The 14,287-nt window shown below is 64.5% G+C and carries 18 protein-coding genes; 8 read left to right on the top strand and 10 right to left on the bottom strand.

The window, feature by feature from the left end; translation table 11 throughout:
- Position 1: 1 nt before the first annotated feature.
- Both fahA and hmgA read right to left on the bottom strand, forming a co-directional pair.
- On the bottom strand, positions 2-1,294 hold the full coding sequence (fahA, locus tag ACKLLE_RS16690) for a fumarylacetoacetase (protein WP_420058566.1): 1,293 nt from the start codon (positions 1,292-1,294) through the stop codon (positions 2-4).
- A 2-nt stretch (positions 1,295-1,296) separates the two neighbouring features.
- A complete protein-coding gene (gene hmgA, locus ACKLLE_RS16685; protein WP_420058565.1) occupies positions 1,297-2,598 on the bottom strand; it encodes a homogentisate 1,2-dioxygenase in 1,302 nt (433 codons plus the stop codon).
- Positions 2,599-2,798: 200 nt separating this feature from the next.
- Between hmgA and ACKLLE_RS16680 the strand changes: the two genes are divergently transcribed.
- On the top strand, positions 2,799-3,584 hold the full coding sequence (locus ACKLLE_RS16680; protein ID WP_420058564.1) for an IclR family transcriptional regulator: 786 nt from the start codon (positions 2,799-2,801) through the stop codon (positions 3,582-3,584).
- A 385-nt stretch (positions 3,585-3,969) separates the two neighbouring features.
- On the opposite strand, the gene ACKLLE_RS16675 is transcribed toward ACKLLE_RS16680, so the two are convergent.
- From ACKLLE_RS16675 to ACKLLE_RS16655, 5 genes are all read right to left on the bottom strand, one after another.
- The gene (locus ACKLLE_RS16675) at positions 3,970-4,308 is read right to left on the bottom strand and encodes a hypothetical protein (protein ID WP_064302392.1); all 339 of its coding nucleotides are present in this window, start codon (positions 4,306-4,308) and stop codon (positions 3,970-3,972) included.
- 66 nt (positions 4,309-4,374) lie between these two features.
- Complete coding sequence (locus tag ACKLLE_RS16670) at positions 4,375-5,289, bottom strand: SDR family oxidoreductase (RefSeq protein WP_064302391.1); 915 nt, start codon at positions 5,287-5,289, stop codon at positions 4,375-4,377.
- Positions 5,290-5,398: 109 nt separating this feature from the next.
- A complete protein-coding gene (locus ACKLLE_RS16665; protein ID WP_037058698.1) occupies positions 5,399-6,304 on the bottom strand; it encodes an alpha/beta fold hydrolase in 906 nt (301 codons plus the stop codon).
- A 146-nt stretch (positions 6,305-6,450) separates the two neighbouring features.
- Positions 6,451-7,137: an LrgB family protein gene (locus ACKLLE_RS16660; RefSeq protein ID WP_064302390.1), complete on the bottom strand. Its 687-nt coding sequence runs from the start codon at positions 7,135-7,137 to the stop codon at positions 6,451-6,453.
- Positions 7,127-7,513 carry a CidA/LrgA family protein gene (locus ACKLLE_RS16655; RefSeq protein WP_420058563.1) on the bottom strand — a complete coding sequence of 129 codons (387 nt, stop codon included), beginning with the start codon at positions 7,511-7,513 and terminating at the stop codon, positions 7,127-7,129. The genes ACKLLE_RS16660 and ACKLLE_RS16655 overlap by 11 nt, the downstream gene beginning before the upstream one ends.
- A 100-nt stretch (positions 7,514-7,613) precedes the next feature.
- Here ACKLLE_RS16655 and ACKLLE_RS16650 point away from each other — a divergent pair, with 100 nt between their 5' ends.
- Positions 7,614-8,501 carry a LysR family transcriptional regulator gene (locus ACKLLE_RS16650; RefSeq protein ID WP_420058605.1) on the top strand — a complete coding sequence of 296 codons (888 nt, stop codon included), beginning with the start codon at positions 7,614-7,616 and terminating at the stop codon, positions 8,499-8,501.
- A gap of 1 nt (position 8,502) precedes the next feature.
- Here the strand turns inward: ACKLLE_RS16650 and ACKLLE_RS16645 are convergent, their stop codons facing one another.
- Entirely contained in the window at positions 8,503-8,958 is a 456-nt protein-coding gene (locus ACKLLE_RS16645; protein WP_420058561.1) for a flavodoxin, read from the bottom strand.
- Positions 8,959-9,166: 208 nt separating this feature from the next.
- Between ACKLLE_RS16645 and ACKLLE_RS16640 the strand changes: the two genes are divergently transcribed.
- Together ACKLLE_RS16640 and ACKLLE_RS16635 are read left to right on the top strand one after the other, a co-directional pair.
- On the top strand, positions 9,167-9,628 hold the full coding sequence (locus ACKLLE_RS16640) for a PAS domain S-box protein (RefSeq protein WP_064302387.1): 462 nt from the start codon (positions 9,167-9,169) through the stop codon (positions 9,626-9,628).
- A 57-nt stretch (positions 9,629-9,685) separates the two neighbouring features.
- Positions 9,686-10,294 carry a hypothetical protein gene (locus ACKLLE_RS16635; RefSeq protein WP_009395101.1) on the top strand — a complete coding sequence of 203 codons (609 nt, stop codon included), beginning with the start codon at positions 9,686-9,688 and terminating at the stop codon, positions 10,292-10,294.
- Here the strand turns inward: ACKLLE_RS16635 and ACKLLE_RS16630 are convergent.
- On the bottom strand, positions 10,291-11,238 hold the full coding sequence (locus ACKLLE_RS16630; RefSeq protein ID WP_064302386.1) for a MerR family transcriptional regulator: 948 nt from the start codon (positions 11,236-11,238) through the stop codon (positions 10,291-10,293). The two genes, ACKLLE_RS16635 and ACKLLE_RS16630, sit on opposite strands and share 4 nt — an antisense overlap.
- A gap of 216 nt (positions 11,239-11,454) precedes the next feature.
- On the opposite strand from ACKLLE_RS16630, the gene ACKLLE_RS16625 reads away from it, so the two are divergent.
- The 4 genes from ACKLLE_RS16625 (at position 11,455) to ACKLLE_RS16610 (ending at position 13,453) form a co-directional block, all read left to right on the top strand.
- A complete protein-coding gene (locus ACKLLE_RS16625; protein ID WP_009395098.1) occupies positions 11,455-12,036 on the top strand; it encodes a putative antibiotic biosynthesis monooxygenase in 582 nt (193 codons plus the stop codon).
- 82 nt (positions 12,037-12,118) lie between these two features.
- Positions 12,119-12,808 (top strand): dihydromonapterin reductase, encoded by a 690-nt coding sequence (gene folM, locus ACKLLE_RS16620; protein WP_420058560.1) that lies wholly within the window; start codon positions 12,119-12,121, stop codon positions 12,806-12,808.
- Positions 12,809-12,822: 14 nt separating this feature from the next.
- On the top strand, positions 12,823-13,119 hold the full coding sequence (locus ACKLLE_RS16615) for a DUF1244 domain-containing protein (RefSeq protein ID WP_064302383.1): 297 nt from the start codon (positions 12,823-12,825) through the stop codon (positions 13,117-13,119).
- Complete coding sequence (locus ACKLLE_RS16610) at positions 13,112-13,453, top strand: HopJ type III effector protein (protein WP_009395092.1); 342 nt, start codon at positions 13,112-13,114, stop codon at positions 13,451-13,453. Before ACKLLE_RS16615 ends, ACKLLE_RS16610 begins: the two co-directional genes overlap by 8 nt.
- Before the next feature lie 187 nt (positions 13,454-13,640).
- Here ACKLLE_RS16610 and ACKLLE_RS16605 read toward each other — a convergent pair whose 3' ends face one another.
- Entirely contained in the window at positions 13,641-14,204 is a 564-nt protein-coding gene (locus tag ACKLLE_RS16605; protein WP_420058558.1) for a hypothetical protein, read from the bottom strand.
- Positions 14,205-14,287: the final 83 nt, after the last annotated feature.

The following is a 14,287-nucleotide window of genomic DNA, read 5'->3' as shown; positions in this document are numbered from 1 at the left end:
TTCAGTTCGCCGCAACGACTTTCCCACGGCATTCGCCGAAGCCGATGCTGGCCATGCCGTCGCGTCTGGCGCGGGCGCGCAGGATGATTTCATCGCCGTCCTCGAGGAACTTGCGTACCTCGCCCGACGCCAGTTCCACCGGGTGCTTGCCGCCCTCGGTGATCTCCAGCAGGCTGCCGTACTGCCCGGGCTCGGCACCGGACAACGTGCCGGAACCGAACAGGTCGCCCGGCTGCAGCTGGCAACCATTGACACTGTGGTGCGCCACCAACTGCGCCACGGTCCAGTACATGCTCAGGGTGTTGCTCAGGCCCAGGCGATGCGCAGGCAGGTTCTGCTCGCGCATGCGCTCGGTGATCAGCAGCACTTCCAGTTCGATATCGAAGGCACCGGCCGCCTGGTCACGCGTGTCCAGAAGGTACGACAGCGGTTGCGGGTCGCCGTTCGGACGGGCTGGCTGGGCGCAACGGAACGGCTCCAGGGCTTCGGCGGTAACCACCCAGGGCGAAATGGTGGAAATGAAGCTCTTGGACAGGAACGGCCCCAGCGGCTGGTATTCCCAAGCCTGGATATCCCGCGCCGACCAGTCGTTGAGCAGGCAGAAGCCGGCGATGTGCTCGGCGGCGTCACCAATCGGTATGGCCTGGCCCATGTCGTTGCCCTGGCCGATCCAGATGCCCAGTTCCAGCTCGTAGTCCAGGCGCGCGCAAGGGCCGAAGCTCGGCTCGCTCTGCCCGGCCGGCAGGGTCTGGCCATTCGGGCGCCGTACTTCGGTGCCGGACGGGCGAATCGTCGAGGCGCGACCGTGGTAGCCGATCGGTACGTACTTATAGTTGGGCAGCAACGGGTTGTCCGGGCGGAACAGCTTGCCGACGTTGGTCGCATGCTGGATGCCGACGTAGAAGTCGGTGTAGTCGCCGATCCTGGCCGGCACGTGCAGCTCGCATTCGCCGGCCGGGTACAGCGCGGCCTTGAGCGTGGCCTGGTGCTCGCTGCCCTCGCCGAGCAGCGCCAGCAGGCGCTCGCGCAGGGCTACCCGGGCACTGCGACCCAGGGCGAAGAAGGCGTTCAGTGCACCGCCGCGAGTGGCTTCCACGGCCGCCCTGGCTTCGCCTTCGAACAGACCGGCAGCCAGTACCGCTTCGAGGTCAAGGATGGCGTCGCCGATGGCAACGCCGCTGCGGCGCTCGCCGCCGGCACGGCTGAAGATACCCAGCGGCAGGTTCTGCAACGGGAAGTCGCTATGCCCATTGGCGTGTTCGACCCAACTGCGGGCAATGGCGGTCTGGTTCATGCTTATCTCCAATTCGGGGTGAAGGTGCTCGGCAGCGTGGCCCAGCACCTATCGTAGTCGTTCTGCAACTGCGGGCAGTCCAGGGCATGGCGGGTCGGACGCAGCACCTGGCCGGTCTCGAACATGAAGGCCATGGTGTTGTCGATCTTGCTCGGCGCCAGCTCCGCGGCGATGGCCTTGGCGCAGGTTTCGGCATCCGGACCGTGGGCGCTCATGCAACCGTGCAGCGAGGCGCCACCAGGCAGGAAGCCTTCGGCCTTGGCGTCGTATTCGCCCTTGATCAGGCCCATGAACTCGTTCATCAGGTTGCGGTGGAACCACGGCGGACGGAAGGTGTTCTCGGCCACCATCCAGCGCGGCGGGAAGATCACGAAATCGATATTGGCCATGCCCGGCACGCTGGTCGGCGAGGTCAATACCGTGAAGATCGACGGATCGGGATGGTCGAAGCTGACCGTGCCGATGGTGTTGAAACGTCGCAGGTCATATTTGTACGGCACGTTGTTGCCGTGCCAGGCGACCACGTCCAGCGGTGAATGCTGCAACTGGCAGCCCCACAGCTCGCCAAGGAACTTCTGCACCAAAGGCACCGGGCCCCGGGCTTCCTCGTAGTGCGCCACCGGCGCGAGGAAATCTCGCGGATTGGCCAGGCCGTTGCTGCCGATCGGGCCCAGGTCCGGGATGCGCAGCGGTGCGCCGTGGTTCTCGGCGATATAGCCGCGGGCTTCGCCATCCGGCAGCTCGACGCGGAACTTCATGCCGCGCGGGATCACCGCGATCTCCAGCGGCTCAACCTCCAGCACGCCCAGTTCGGTGACCAGGCGCAAACGGCCCAGTTGCGGCACCAGCAGCAGTTCACCGTCGGCGTTGAAGAACACCCGCTCCATGGAACGGTTGGCGCGGTAGATATGGATACTGACGCCGGTCGGTTTGTCGCCGGCCGAGTTGGCAGCCATGGTCATCCAGCCATCGATGAAGTCGGTGGGCTCGCCGGGCATGTCCAGCGGGCTCCAGCGCAGGCGATTGGGGGTGACCGCGCCCAGCGGGCCACCGGCCAGTTGCCGCTCCAGGCGCACGAAGGCCGGGTGCAGCGCCGAAGGGCGGATGCGGTACAGCCAGGTGCGCCGCTGTTCATGGCGGCTCATGGTGAAGGCGGTGCCGGAGAGCAGTTCGGCGTACAGGCCGTAGGGTGCTTTTTGCGGGGAGTTCTGGCCGACCGGCAGGGCACCGGGCAGGGCTTCGCTGGCGAACTCATTGCCGAAACCGCTTTGGTAAGCGAGGTCGGACGGGTTGTCGATGTTCATCGAGCCTCCATGGGGTGGCAGATTGTCAACCCTGTCGCCCAGGCAAGAGGGAAGTGCTTCTGCATTGTTTATTCGTAAACGGATTACGCATAACGTAATTTGCTCGCACCATGACGTCAAGCTATAAAGATCGCCGTCCATTCCGGACCGCCGTGCGGTCCTTCGCGAGCAAGCTCGCTCCCACAGAGAAAACAGCGCCCATGAGTAAAGCTCCGTCCAGCACCGATAGCGGTAAACAGAAGGTTCGTTCGGCGGAGGTCGGTACCGACATTCTCAAGGCGCTGGCGGAGCTTTCCCCCGCTACCTCGCTGTCGCGCCTGGCCGAGCATGTGGACATGCCGGCGAGCAAGGTGCACCGTTATCTGCAGGCACTGATCGCCAGCGGCTTCGCCGAGCAGGACCCGGCCACCAACCATTACGGCCTGGGACGCGAGGCGTTGCGCGTGGGCCTGGCGGCGCTGGGCGGGATGGACGTTCTGAAAGTGGCGGCGCTGCCGCTGTCGCAATTGCGCGACGAACTGAATGAAAGCTGCTTTATCGCGGTGTGGGGCAACCAGGGCGCGACCGTGGTGAATATCGAACCGGCAGTGCGCGCGGTGACGGTGGTGACCCAGATCGGCTCGGTGCTGCCGCTGCTGAGTTCGTCCACCGGACTGGTGTTCGGCGCCTATCTGCCGGAACGGGAAACCGTGGAACTGCGGGATCGGGAACTGGCGCAGAGCGGACACGGCATCGCCCATTACGATGCCCTGTTCGCCACCATCCGCGAACACGGCCTGCATCATGTCCACGGCCTGCTGATGCCCGGTGTCGACGCCCTGTCGGCCCCGGTGTTCAACGCCATGGGCCAGATCGCCGCGGTAATCACCGTGGTCGGGCCAACCTCGATCTTCCATGCCGATGAACAAGGCCCGGCAGCGCAGCGCCTGGTTGCCACGGCAAACGCCATCAGCTGGCGGATGGGCTATCAGGCGACAGTGAACTGAATTGGTGCACTGTTGCCGAGGATGCAACAGTGAATGTCAGAAAGGGCTATTTTTCCGTGGGTTGCGCCTGACTATCCTTGCCTTGCCCTGACGATCCGGTGTTCGCCAGGGCGCGAAGTTGACGCTTCGGACCCCTTAATGGTCGGTTAATGCTTTTCCCCTAGAGTGCTCCCGATTGTTGCTCCGAAGCGTCCCCTTCAGTTCACCGACGTCGATTTTGAAGCTCCTTGATCTGCGTCTTTGTTGGCCGCTGCGTTTGCAGCGGCCTTTTTTATTTTTGGGGCTTGCACGGACCTTGTGGGAGCGGGTTCACCCGCGATTACGTCGGTGAGTCCAATATGGCAATCGCGGGTGAACCCGCTCCCACAGGGCCCGCGGTGTGCGATTAATCGCAATGAAACCGGTGCAACAGCCGATGCGCCACCGGCGCCAGGATCAGGCCGATACTGGCGACGAACACCAGCCCCACATACAGCCCGTACACCGCGAAGAACAACTTTCCGCCCTGGGTTTCCGGCAGCGCCACCGGCCCCATGCCGCCCAGCAGCAGGGTGGCGTTGAACGCCGCGTCGTACCACTTCACCCCTTCCTCGAAATGCAGGTGCCCGGCCACGCCGATCAGGATCGAGCCCAGCAGCAACAGCAGCGCACCCAGCGCATGAAGCAAAAGCCGGCTGCGGAACTGTTCGGCCGAGATGACTTCTTCGTTCTTCGATTCATACATGTGCGCGCTCCTTGTCGCGATGACGGGCTAGCCAGCTTAGGAAAGATCCGCCGATCGCGACAGAAATCAGCGCCGGGCAAATCGTTGCAAATTGCTCATCATCTGCTCGAGGGCTTGCAGGCTGTCCTTCGGATGCACGGCGTTGTCGAAGTCGCCGATTTGCCCCCAACTGGCCGCCACGTCTTCGACGCTGAAGCCTTCATGGGGATCGAAGCCGGCGCCGAGGCTGCGCTCCCAACGCACCTGGCCGATCCAGCCACCGCCGACCTCATAGAGGTTGCCGCTGTCCTGGCAGCGGTCGCTGCCCAGGTAGACCACCAACGGACTGATCAGCTCGGGCTTGAGTTGCTCGAACACCTGCGGCGGGATCAGCCCTTCGGTCATGCGCGTGCCCCCGGTGGGGGCGATGGCGTTGACCAGCACGCCGTTCTTGCGCCCTTCCAGGGCCAGGGTGCGGGTCAGGCCGTAGAGGCCGAGCTTGGCCATGCCGTAGTTGGCCTGGCCGAAGTTGCCATAGATGCCCGACGTGGACGAGGTGAAGATCACCCGGCCCCAATTCTGCTCGCGCAGGTGCGGCCAGGCGGCGCGGGTCACTTTCCAGGCACCTTCGACGTGCACCTTGTAGACCAGGTCCCAGTCGGCGTCTTCCATCTTGTGGAAGGTCTTGTCACGCAGGATCCCGGCGTTGTTCACCACGACATCGACCCGGCCGAAGCTGTCCAGGGCCTGTTCGACGATGCGCTGGCCATCGGTCACCGAGTCATGGTTGGCCACCGCCTCGCCGCCCGCCTCGCGGATCTGCGCCACCACCCGGTCGGCCGCCGAGGCGTTCGCCCCTTCGCCGTGGGTCGAGCCGCCCAGATCGTTGACCACCACCTTCGCCCCGTGCCGGGCGAACAGCAGGGCATGGGCGCGGCCAAGGCCACCGCCGGCCCCCGTGACGATCACCACTCTATCTTCCAGGCGTACCGAATCGGTCATGGCTCAACTCCAACTGAACAGGGAACGGAGCCGCCAGTGTCGGCCAGCACCCGTGCCCGGACAACGAACCGGGCGGGCGCTGAATGGCGGATGATAAGTGACGCTTGGGTCAGGACCAGGCCACCTTCTGCAGGCTCCAGGCCAGCGGCTGGTGACGGAAATCCAGGTAATGGCGCAGCACCTGGGCCGGCGACTCGGTGTGCGGATAGTGCCCGATGCCATGGAGCAGAACGGTATCGGGCTCGGGGATCAGTTCCTCGTAGCGCTCGACCATGTGCGCGCCCGACAGCGGGTCTGCCGCTCCGTTGATGAAGCGCAGCGGCAGGCTCGCGTTCTGCAAGGCCCCGACCCAACGCTGGCGATGTGCCTGGTGTTCGATCAGGTATTCCGAAAGCCGATGCAGGATGCGATTGCCGCGATTGGCCACGATCAGGCTCCAGCAGTCGTCCAGCGCGCTTTCGCTGGGCTGGGTACCCGGCCCGTAGATCTGTCCGGCATTGCGCACCAGGTCGTCACGATCGAAGACCCGCGCCACCAGCCAGCCGAGCCGGCTGATCAGCAGGCGCTGAAGCAGCAACGGGCGATGGCACTCGGGAAACAACCCGGCATTGAGAAACGCGCAACTGGCGATCCGGCCCTGCCCTTCGTGATGCCGCGCCAGCAGTTCCTGGGCGACGCTGCCGCCATAGTCATGGGCCAACACATGCACGGGCTCATGGATATGCAAATGCTCCAGCAACGCCTGCTGCAGATCGGCCTGCTCCAGCAGGCTGTAGCGATGCCCCGGCGGTTTGGCCGAATCGCCGAACCCCAGCATGTCGCAGGCGACTACCCGAAAGCGCTGGGCCAAGGGTTGCCAGAGGTAGTGCCAGTCCCAGCTGGCGGTAGGAAATCCGTGAATAAGTAGCAGTGGCTCTCCCTGCCCTGCCGTCCAGTAGCGAATGCTCTGGCCGCGGAACGTGTATCCCAGGCTCCGTGTCCGCCAGACGCACAAAGGTATCTCTGCCAAAGGCATAGCGAGATCTCGGCTGGTGGTTGTTATCAGTGTTGGTCACGGCGGCACATGATTGTGCTCTGTCGCTGAGCATAGTCAGCCGCCGCCAGGGCGGGAGTTGCCTTGGCAGCCAGCTTGCTGACCTTGCGGGTCACGCGCCGAACGGCTTATAGCGCCATCGTCAGCAACGGCGCGGCGAACAGGTTGAGCAGACCGGTCAGGACCATCACCAGCCCCGCCACCGAGCCCTCTTCGCCGCCCACCTCCCGCGCCCGGCTGACACCGGCGCCATGGGCACCGACACCGAACAGCGCGCCCCGGGCCAGCGGCGTGCGCAGCGGCAGGTAGCGCAGCAGCACGCCACCGAACACCGCACCGAGCACCCCGGTGAACATCACGAACACCGCCGTCAGTTCCGGCACACCGCCCAGTTGCTGCGCCAGCGGCATGGCGAACGGCGTGGTGATGGAGCGCGGCAGCAACGACAGGCTCACCGAACTGTCCAGCGCCAGCAACCGTGCCAGCACCCAGGAACTGGCGATGGACGCCGTACTGCCCATCAGCATCCCCAGGCACAGGGCCTTCCAATGCCTGGCCAGCAGGCGCCGCTGCTGCCAGATCGGTACGGCGAAGGCCACGGTCACCGGGCCGAGCACTGCCATCAGCCAGTGGGTATCGCGAGAGTATTCGGCGTAGGCGGTATGCAGCGGCACGGCAATGGCCAGCAGCACCGCCGGCACCAAGATCAGCGGCGACAACAGGTAGCGCCCGGTGCGCCGGTACAGCCAGCGGCTGCCCAGGTAGGCCAGCAGGGTCAGGGCCAGCCAGAACAGCGGCATCGGTTCAAGACTCATGACGCAGGCTCCGGCGGCACACCCATTCCACGGTAAAGGCGGTGACCACCATTACCAGCAAGGTACTGACCGCTATCACCAGCAGTATGCGCCAGCCGTCGTCGCGCAGCAGCGTGCCGTAGTCCAGCAGGCTCATCAGCGCCGGGATGAAGAACAGCAGCATCTCGGCCATGAGCACCCCGGCGCCGCGCTGCAGGGCGGCAGGCTTGAGCCAGCCGAGGGCGAACAGCACCAGCAGCAGCGCCAGGCCCATCACACCGCCGGGTATGGGCCAGCCGAACCAGGCCACCAGTTGCCCGCCGAGCAGGTACAGCGCCAGCAGCACGCCCAGCTCGGCAAGCAGGCGCGCAAGGCATTTGAGATTAGCGAAAGTCATGGACGGGGTTCCTCTGCAGGTCCCCATTTTAAAATTGCGCTCACCCATGCAAAAAGCGAATTGTTAGACTGCACGACATTCCAGAATGGAATTCAAGAGCATGGACTTCAAGCAACTGCGCAGCTTTATCGAAGTGATACACCGCGGCGGCTTCACCCAGGCCGCGCAAACCCTGCATATCAGCCAGTCGGCAGTGAGCAAGCAGGTGGCCCAGCTGGAGCAGGACCTCGGTGTAACGCTCCTCGAACGGCACGCCTCGCGCCTGCACCTGACGGCCGCCGGCAAGGTGGTGCTGGAACGTGGCGAAGCCATCCTGCACCTGAGCCAGGCCCTGCATAACGAACTGGACGACCTCAGCCAGCTGGCCCGCGGCGAGCTCAGCCTCGGCCTGCCGTTGCTGGGCAGCGACGCGCTGTTCGCCGGGCTGTTCGCCGAATACCGGCGGCGCTATCCGAATATCAAGGTGCAAATCCTCGAAGGCGGCAGCCGCACCATCGAACAGGCGGTCCTCAGTGGCGAACTGGAGCTGGGCGGCAGCCTGACGCCGAACGATCCGGCCTTCGACTGGCAGCCGTTCTGCAACGAACCGCTGGACGCCCTGCTGCCGCTGGACCACGCATTGGCCGGCAATGCCAGCGTGCACCTGGGAGAATTGGCAGACACGCCCTTCCTGCTCTATCAGCGCAGTTTCGTGCTCAACGACCGGCTATTGAGTGCCTGCCAGGCCCTGGGTTTCACGCCCAGGGAAGGCGGACGCAGTGGACAGGCGGATTTCCTCGCCGCGCTGGTGGCAGCCGGCCAGGGCGTGGTGCTGTTGCCGCGGATCGTGGCGAGGGCGCTGGAACGGCCCGGCGTCGTGCGCCTGGCCCTGCGCGAACCGCAGGACCTGCGCTGGGACATCGCCTTCATCTGGCGCCGGGGCGCCTACCTGTCGGCGGCGGCCCGGGCCTGGCTGGACCTGTTGAAAGAGTCTCCGCAGGGGCAATGAATCAGCCGCGCAGCCTGTCGGCAAACCCGGCGAGCCACGGTTCGGCGTCGACTTCGGGGGTCACGGTCTCGCTGGCATCCAGGCGCAGCATTGGCTGGATCTCGTTGACGCCCAGCTCGGCGAACAGCTCGCGCAATTGCTCGCCGCCGCCGCAGTAGGTATCGCCGTAGCTGGAATCACCCAGGGCGATGACCCCGCCCGGCAAGCCGCGCCAGGCGGCAGGCAGGATGTCGCGGATTTCGCTGTACAGCGGCAGCAGTGCATCGGGCAGTTCGCCCATGCCGGTGGTGGAGGTCACGGCAAGCAGCGCTTCGGGCTCGAATGCCTGGATATCGGCAAGGGTCGCCCGGGCCGCGTGCCAGGCTTCGAAACCGGCGGCCTTGAGCAGCGACTGGGCGTGACGGGCGACTTCTTCGGCGGTGCCATAGACCGAACCGGACAGGATGACCACTTTCATGAGGGATTCCATTACTTGAGCGAACGCGCAGGATACTAGGTTCTGTACGAAAAGCCTTGAGACGAAGGTCAGACTGTTTTCAACGCAGCAGGAACGGGTATCGAGGCTTTTCGTGCAGCGCCTGGCACCCTTGGCTGGCACAAGGCCTTATCCCCTGCTCGCACATGCACTAGAATCGCTCATCCGAAGCCTTGGACCGGTCCCGCCGATGATCAACGCCAAACTGCTGCAACGCATGATCGATGCCTCCAACGATGGCATCGTGGTCGCCGAACAGGAAGGCGACGAAGACACCATCCTGATCTACGTGAATCCGGCCTTCGAGCGCTTGAGCGGTTACCAGGCCAGCGACATTCTCTATCGCGACTGCCGCTTCCTCCAGGGCGAAGACCGCGACCAGCCGGCCCGGGCGCGTATCCGCCAGGCCCTGGACAGCCGCCAGCCGTGCCGGGAGATCCTGCGCAACTACCGCAAGGACGGCAGCGCGTTCTGGAACGAGCTGTCGATCACCCCGCTGTTCAACGAAGCCGACCAGCTCACCTATTTCATCGGTGTGCAGAAGGACGTCACCGTTCAGGTCGAAGCCGAGCAGCGGATCGCCGAGCTGGAACGCGAACTGGCCGAGGCACGGGCGCGGATCCGAGCGCTGGAAAGCGACCAACGGTCTTAACAAAGGCACTTATCCGCTGTCCATTCAACACCCCGTAGACTCGCAGTATTCACGACCATGCAAGCCGACGCCCTTTTGACCCAGGATGAGCTGGACTATATCCAGAGCGTGCACCGCTCGCCCCAGCTCAACCGCGTGGACCCGAACTCCAGCCTGCGCCTCAATGGCCGCAGCGATGTCCAGCAATTGCTGACCCGGCTGGTGGCCAACGAGCAGGTTACGGTGCAGGCAAAGGTGGACAACCAGCACATGAGCTTTCCGCTGTTGCTGGTGGAAGACGAGTTCCATGCCCTGCACCTGCAACTGGGGGCGCCTAGCATCTATGAGGAAGGTGCGGTGGTCCGGCCCTGGCGCCTGAGCCTCGACCAGCCGGTGATGCTGGAAGACCAGCTGGGGCTGAGCAGTGGCCTGAAGGTGCGGGAGATTTCCTTCAAGGGCGTGCTGGTGGAACTACCGCAAGGCAAGAAGCCGCCGAAGTCCTTCAACCTCTGGTTCGCCCCCGACGGCATCGCCCCCATCGCCCTGCGCGGCACCTTGCAACGCATCACCGCCGAGGGCCTGGCCGCCTACCGGCTGAGCCAGCGCCCGGCTGAAGAAATCGAACGGCTGCGCCAGTACATTTTGCAGCAGCACCGGCGCGCTCACCCCGAGCTGCATGCCGGTTAACTGTCGAGGTGCCCGTCGAGGCACTGCTGCAGGCGTCGACGCATAAGGCGCCCTTCCCCGCCGAGACACACCACCTGTGACCCGACCAGGCTGTCCTGGGCCATTTCCGACGCCTCGCCGGCGAACAGCAGCGGGCAGTCCAGACCAAGACAGAGGCGCGCCAGGCGCTTGGACAGGTCCGCCGCCGGGGCGTGATTGGAGAACAGCACCACGGCATCCGGCGCCATGCGCTCGCAGATCAGGCTCAACTCTTCCAGGGGGTGTCCGGGTGCCAGCAGCGATACCGCCACCTCGCTGCTGCCGAGCATCAGGGCGCACACCAGCAATTCGAGTTCCCGGCACTGCTCCGGCAGCCCGGCGAGGAGCACGCGCGTAGGCTGTTCGTCCCGGGTCAGTTGCAGGCGCTGCCAGGCCCGGGCACGGAGGAAGGTGTCGAAGAACAGCCATTCGCTGAGGCGGCCGAAGCCGTCATGGGCAATACGCAGCTCCTGCCACAGCGGCATGACGATCTCCTGGAACACCACTTCCAGCGGGTAGCTGGCGAAGACCTGGCCATAGATGCGCTCGAGCCGCGCTTCATCGAAACCCTGCGCGGCCTGGCGCAGCAGGTTCTGCCAGTGCTGGTGGTCCTTCGCAGGCGGTTGCGCGGCCTCCTCGGGCCGGGCGTGCGCAGCCCTGTTGCGAGCGAGGATCTTGCCGACCTTGCTCACGGCCACGCCCCGCTCGATCCAGCCAAGGATCGTACGGACCTCGTCGATATCGGCGCGGGAATACAAACGGTGCCCACTTTCGGTGCGAGTCGGCTGTACCAGCCCGTAACGGCGCTCCCAGGCGCGCAGGGTCACCGGGTTGATCCCGGTCAGCCGTGCGACTTCCCGGATGGGAAACAACTCCTCGTGATCCAGGGTACGTTCGCCGGGTGGCGGCGGGGAAAATTCGATCATCGCCTTGTACGCTGCGGATTGTAGGAAAAAGACCCGCATTCTACCCCGCTCGTCAACGGCGGGAACAAACCCTTGGTCAACTTGAGAGAAAACTGACACTGACGGGTCACATTATTTACGGAATAATCCTTGCTTGAGTTCGGACGCCACCCAACACCCCGAGTGGTATCCAGGATCGAGGCTACCCGCCGCGACCCGTTTGCCCGGAGATACACGATGTCTACCTCACCCGTCACCCTGATGGTCGCACGGCGCGTTGCCGAAGGCCGTTACCAGGACATGATCGCCTGGCTGCACGAAGGCGAGCAGCTCGCCACCGACTTCCCCGGCTACCTCGGTTCCGGCGTACTGGCCCCGCCGCCCCAGGGCGACGAGTTCCAGATCATCTTCCGCTTCGTCGATGAAAAGACCCTGCACGCCTGGGAATTCTCCGCCTCGCGCAGTGCCTGGCTGGCACGCGGCAACGGCCTGTTCAAGCAACCCACCGAGCAGCGGGTCAGCGGTATAGAGGGCTGGTTCGGCAACAGTGCCGCGCAGCGTCCACCCCGCTGGAAGCAGGCGGTGGCGATCTGGCTCGCGTTCTTTCCCGTGTCGCTGGTCTTCAACCTGCTGTTCGGCCATTGGCTGGCGCAACTGGACCTGCTGCCGCGCGTGCTGCTCAGTACCCTCGGCCTGACGCCGCTGATGGTGTACCTGTTCATCCCGCTATCGACCCGCTGCCTCGCCAGTTGGCTCGATGCCCGGCCCGCGCCCGCTACGGCACGGGAAAACCGCGGCGAATCCCTGGAAAGCCGCTGACGCCCCGGGGGCGGTCAATACGGGCGAGTTCGGGTATGCTGGCACCTGACCGCGAACCTGAAAAAGTTGACCGTCCCCGCATATGAACAGCCCAATCCTAGTTACCGGTGGCAGCCAGCGAGTCGGGCTGGCGCTGGCCACGCAACTGGCGCAGGCCGGCCACACGGTGGTCAGCGCCAGCCGCAGCAAGATCCCCCCGGCGCACCCGAACATCATCCCGTTCCAGGCCGACCTGTGCAGCGAGCGCGATCGCGAAGCGCTGATCGAGCACCTGTGCACCCGGTACGACGGCCTGCGCGCCATCGTCCACAATGCCTCGCTGTGGCTGGACGACGACCTCGACAACCTGAACACCATGTTCAAGCTGCACGTCGAGGCGCCCTACCACCTCAACCTGGCCCTGGGCGAGCAACTGCTGAAGCTCGACAAGTCGGACATCATCCACATCTGCGACGAAACCTCCTCCCGCGGCAGCAAGAGCCATATCGGCTATGCCGCGACCAAGGCCGCGCTGCAGAACATGGTGCTGTCCTTCGCCGAAAAGTACGCACCCAGGGTGCGGGTCAACGGTATCCTGCCGGGCCTGCTGATCCTCAAGGAGGGCGGCGACGAACAGTATCGCCAGCAGACCCTGAAGAAGGCCCTGCTGGAATTCGAACCCGGTGCCCAGCCGCTGATCGAAGCGGTGCTGTTCCTTCTCGAAAGCCAGTACAGCACCGGCAGCAACGTGGTCATCAACGGTGGCCGCCACCTGAAGAACCGAATCGCCTGATCAACGAGACAGCCATGACCCCACAAGAGCAACTCGAACTCGAAGCGGCGGCGTTCCGTCGCCTGGTCGAACATCTGCGCAACCGTACCGACGTGCAGAACATCGACCTGATGAACCTGTCCGGCTTCTGCCGCAACTGCCTGTCCAAGTGGTACAAGGCCGCCGCGGACGAACGCCAGATCGAGGTAAGCCTGGATGACGCCCGCGAGGTGGTCTACGGCATGCCTTACGAGCAGTGGAAAAGCCAATACCAGAAAGAAGCCAGCGCCGAGCAGCAAGCCGCGTTCGCCAAAGGAAAAACCCATGACTGACCTGATTCAACTGCGTGCCAGCCTGGCCACCGGCGAACACCAGTTCGCCGATACCCTGGCCTTCGTTGCCGAGCACTACGACTACCAGCAGACCGCCTTCGACAATGGCGGCCTGGCCAGCGCCGCCGGACAGAACGAAGGTTCGTGCAAGACCCTGGGCCTGGCCCTGCTGGAAGGTTTGAGCGACCAGGAAACCTTGCTGGCGTTCGGCGAGCACTACCGCTCGGTGCTGGCAACGCCGGAAGGCACCGACCACGGCAACATCCGCGCCCTGATCGCCCATGGCCTGGCCGGGGTGAAATTCGAGGGTGAGCCGCTCAAGCGCAAGGCTTGAGCCTTTTGATGCAGCTGATGGCCTGATCGCTGGCAAGCCCTTCAGGCTGCGCTGTAGCGCAGAGAACAGTTCCTGTGGGAGCGGGTTCACCCGCGATTACTAAGGTGAATTCACTACAGCAATCGCGGGTAAACCCGCTCCCACAAAGTCACTGCAAATCAGAGAGTTATGTTTTGCTCTGGGCTCATCAGATCGACTCGTCCCGGGCCGGCGGCGGCATTTCCCAGACTGACGGCGGCATATCGAACAGCTTGTCGAAATCGAAGCGCAGGTTTTCATCGCGCAGGCCGATCACCATCACCACCAGCAGCAACAGCGCCAGCGCGCCTTCCGGCAGGCTCCAGCGCGGCACCTCGACATCGCGTCCGCGGCTGCACCACCAGGCCTGGCCGATGCAGAAGGCGGCGATGGCGAGCGCCCAAAGGTAATAGCCCGGAGCGAAGCCGATGACGTCATGGAAGCTGTAGTTGATGTTGTCCGGCAGGCGCTCGATGGCGTGGCTCATGACCGCCAGGTAAAGGGCCCAGGCACCGAGGAACAGTGCCAGCCAGCGCAGCCGCCGGCGCAGCAGCAGGGCGAGGCCGAACAGAGGATTGGCGAACCAGCCGAACAGACCGAAGACCACGCCCCAAGGGCCCTGGAACAGCGCCTGCTGGGCAGTGACCGTATTGCCGCCGCTGAGGTTCACAGCATCGAGGCACAGGGCCAGGAGATAGAGGAGAAGGCTGAGGGTGACGTAGAGACGCGCCATGCGGCGACCTTGGGTGGCGAGATTAAACCGGGACAATACAGCAATTTGATGGTTGACTTGAGGGCCTCATCGCTGGCTTGCCA

The organism is Pseudomonas bharatica (genome assembly GCF_048586865.1).
GTDB lineage: Bacteria > Pseudomonadota > Gammaproteobacteria > Pseudomonadales > Pseudomonadaceae > Aquipseudomonas > Aquipseudomonas bharatica.
The sequence above is the reverse complement of the archived record's forward strand: the minus strand, read 5'-3'. Positions and strand labels throughout refer to the sequence as shown.

What these genes read in the sequence shown, in the direction of transcription:
- fahA (WP_420058566.1), bottom strand. Translation starts at nt 1,294, where the DNA reads ATGAACCAGACCGCCATTGCCCGCAGTTGGGTCGAACACGCCAATGGG.
- hmgA (WP_420058565.1), bottom strand. Translation starts at nt 2,598, where the DNA reads ATGAACATCGACAACCCGTCCGACCTCGCTTACCAAAGCGGTTTCGGC.
- ACKLLE_RS16680 (WP_420058564.1), top strand. Translation starts at nt 2,799, where the DNA reads ATGAGTAAAGCTCCGTCCAGCACCGATAGCGGTAAACAGAAGGTTCGT.
- ACKLLE_RS16675 (WP_064302392.1), bottom strand. Translation starts at nt 4,308, where the DNA reads ATGTATGAATCGAAGAACGAAGAAGTCATCTCGGCCGAACAGTTCCGC.
- ACKLLE_RS16670 (WP_064302391.1), bottom strand. Translation starts at nt 5,289, where the DNA reads ATGACCGATTCGGTACGCCTGGAAGATAGAGTGGTGATCGTCACGGGG.
- ACKLLE_RS16665 (WP_037058698.1), bottom strand. Translation starts at nt 6,304, where the DNA reads ATGCCTTTGGCAGAGATACCTTTGTGCGTCTGGCGGACACGGAGCCTG.
- ACKLLE_RS16660 (WP_064302390.1), bottom strand. Translation starts at nt 7,137, where the DNA reads ATGAGTCTTGAACCGATGCCGCTGTTCTGGCTGGCCCTGACCCTGCTG.
- ACKLLE_RS16655 (WP_420058563.1), bottom strand. Translation starts at nt 7,513, where the DNA reads ATGACTTTCGCTAATCTCAAATGCCTTGCGCGCCTGCTTGCCGAGCTG.
- ACKLLE_RS16650 (WP_420058605.1), top strand. Translation starts at nt 7,614, where the DNA reads ATGGACTTCAAGCAACTGCGCAGCTTTATCGAAGTGATACACCGCGGC.
- ACKLLE_RS16645 (WP_420058561.1), bottom strand. Translation starts at nt 8,958, where the DNA reads ATGAAAGTGGTCATCCTGTCCGGTTCGGTCTATGGCACCGCCGAAGAA.
- ACKLLE_RS16640 (WP_064302387.1), top strand. Translation starts at nt 9,167, where the DNA reads ATGATCAACGCCAAACTGCTGCAACGCATGATCGATGCCTCCAACGAT.
- ACKLLE_RS16635 (WP_009395101.1), top strand. Translation starts at nt 9,686, where the DNA reads ATGCAAGCCGACGCCCTTTTGACCCAGGATGAGCTGGACTATATCCAG.
- ACKLLE_RS16630 (WP_064302386.1), bottom strand. Translation starts at nt 11,238, where the DNA reads ATGATCGAATTTTCCCCGCCGCCACCCGGCGAACGTACCCTGGATCAC.
- ACKLLE_RS16625 (WP_009395098.1), top strand. Translation starts at nt 11,455, where the DNA reads ATGTCTACCTCACCCGTCACCCTGATGGTCGCACGGCGCGTTGCCGAA.
- folM (WP_420058560.1), top strand. Translation starts at nt 12,119, where the DNA reads ATGAACAGCCCAATCCTAGTTACCGGTGGCAGCCAGCGAGTCGGGCTG.
- ACKLLE_RS16615 (WP_064302383.1), top strand. Translation starts at nt 12,823, where the DNA reads ATGACCCCACAAGAGCAACTCGAACTCGAAGCGGCGGCGTTCCGTCGC.
- ACKLLE_RS16610 (WP_009395092.1), top strand. Translation starts at nt 13,112, where the DNA reads ATGACTGACCTGATTCAACTGCGTGCCAGCCTGGCCACCGGCGAACAC.
- ACKLLE_RS16605 (WP_420058558.1), bottom strand. Translation starts at nt 14,204, where the DNA reads ATGGCGCGTCTCTACGTCACCCTCAGCCTTCTCCTCTATCTCCTGGCC.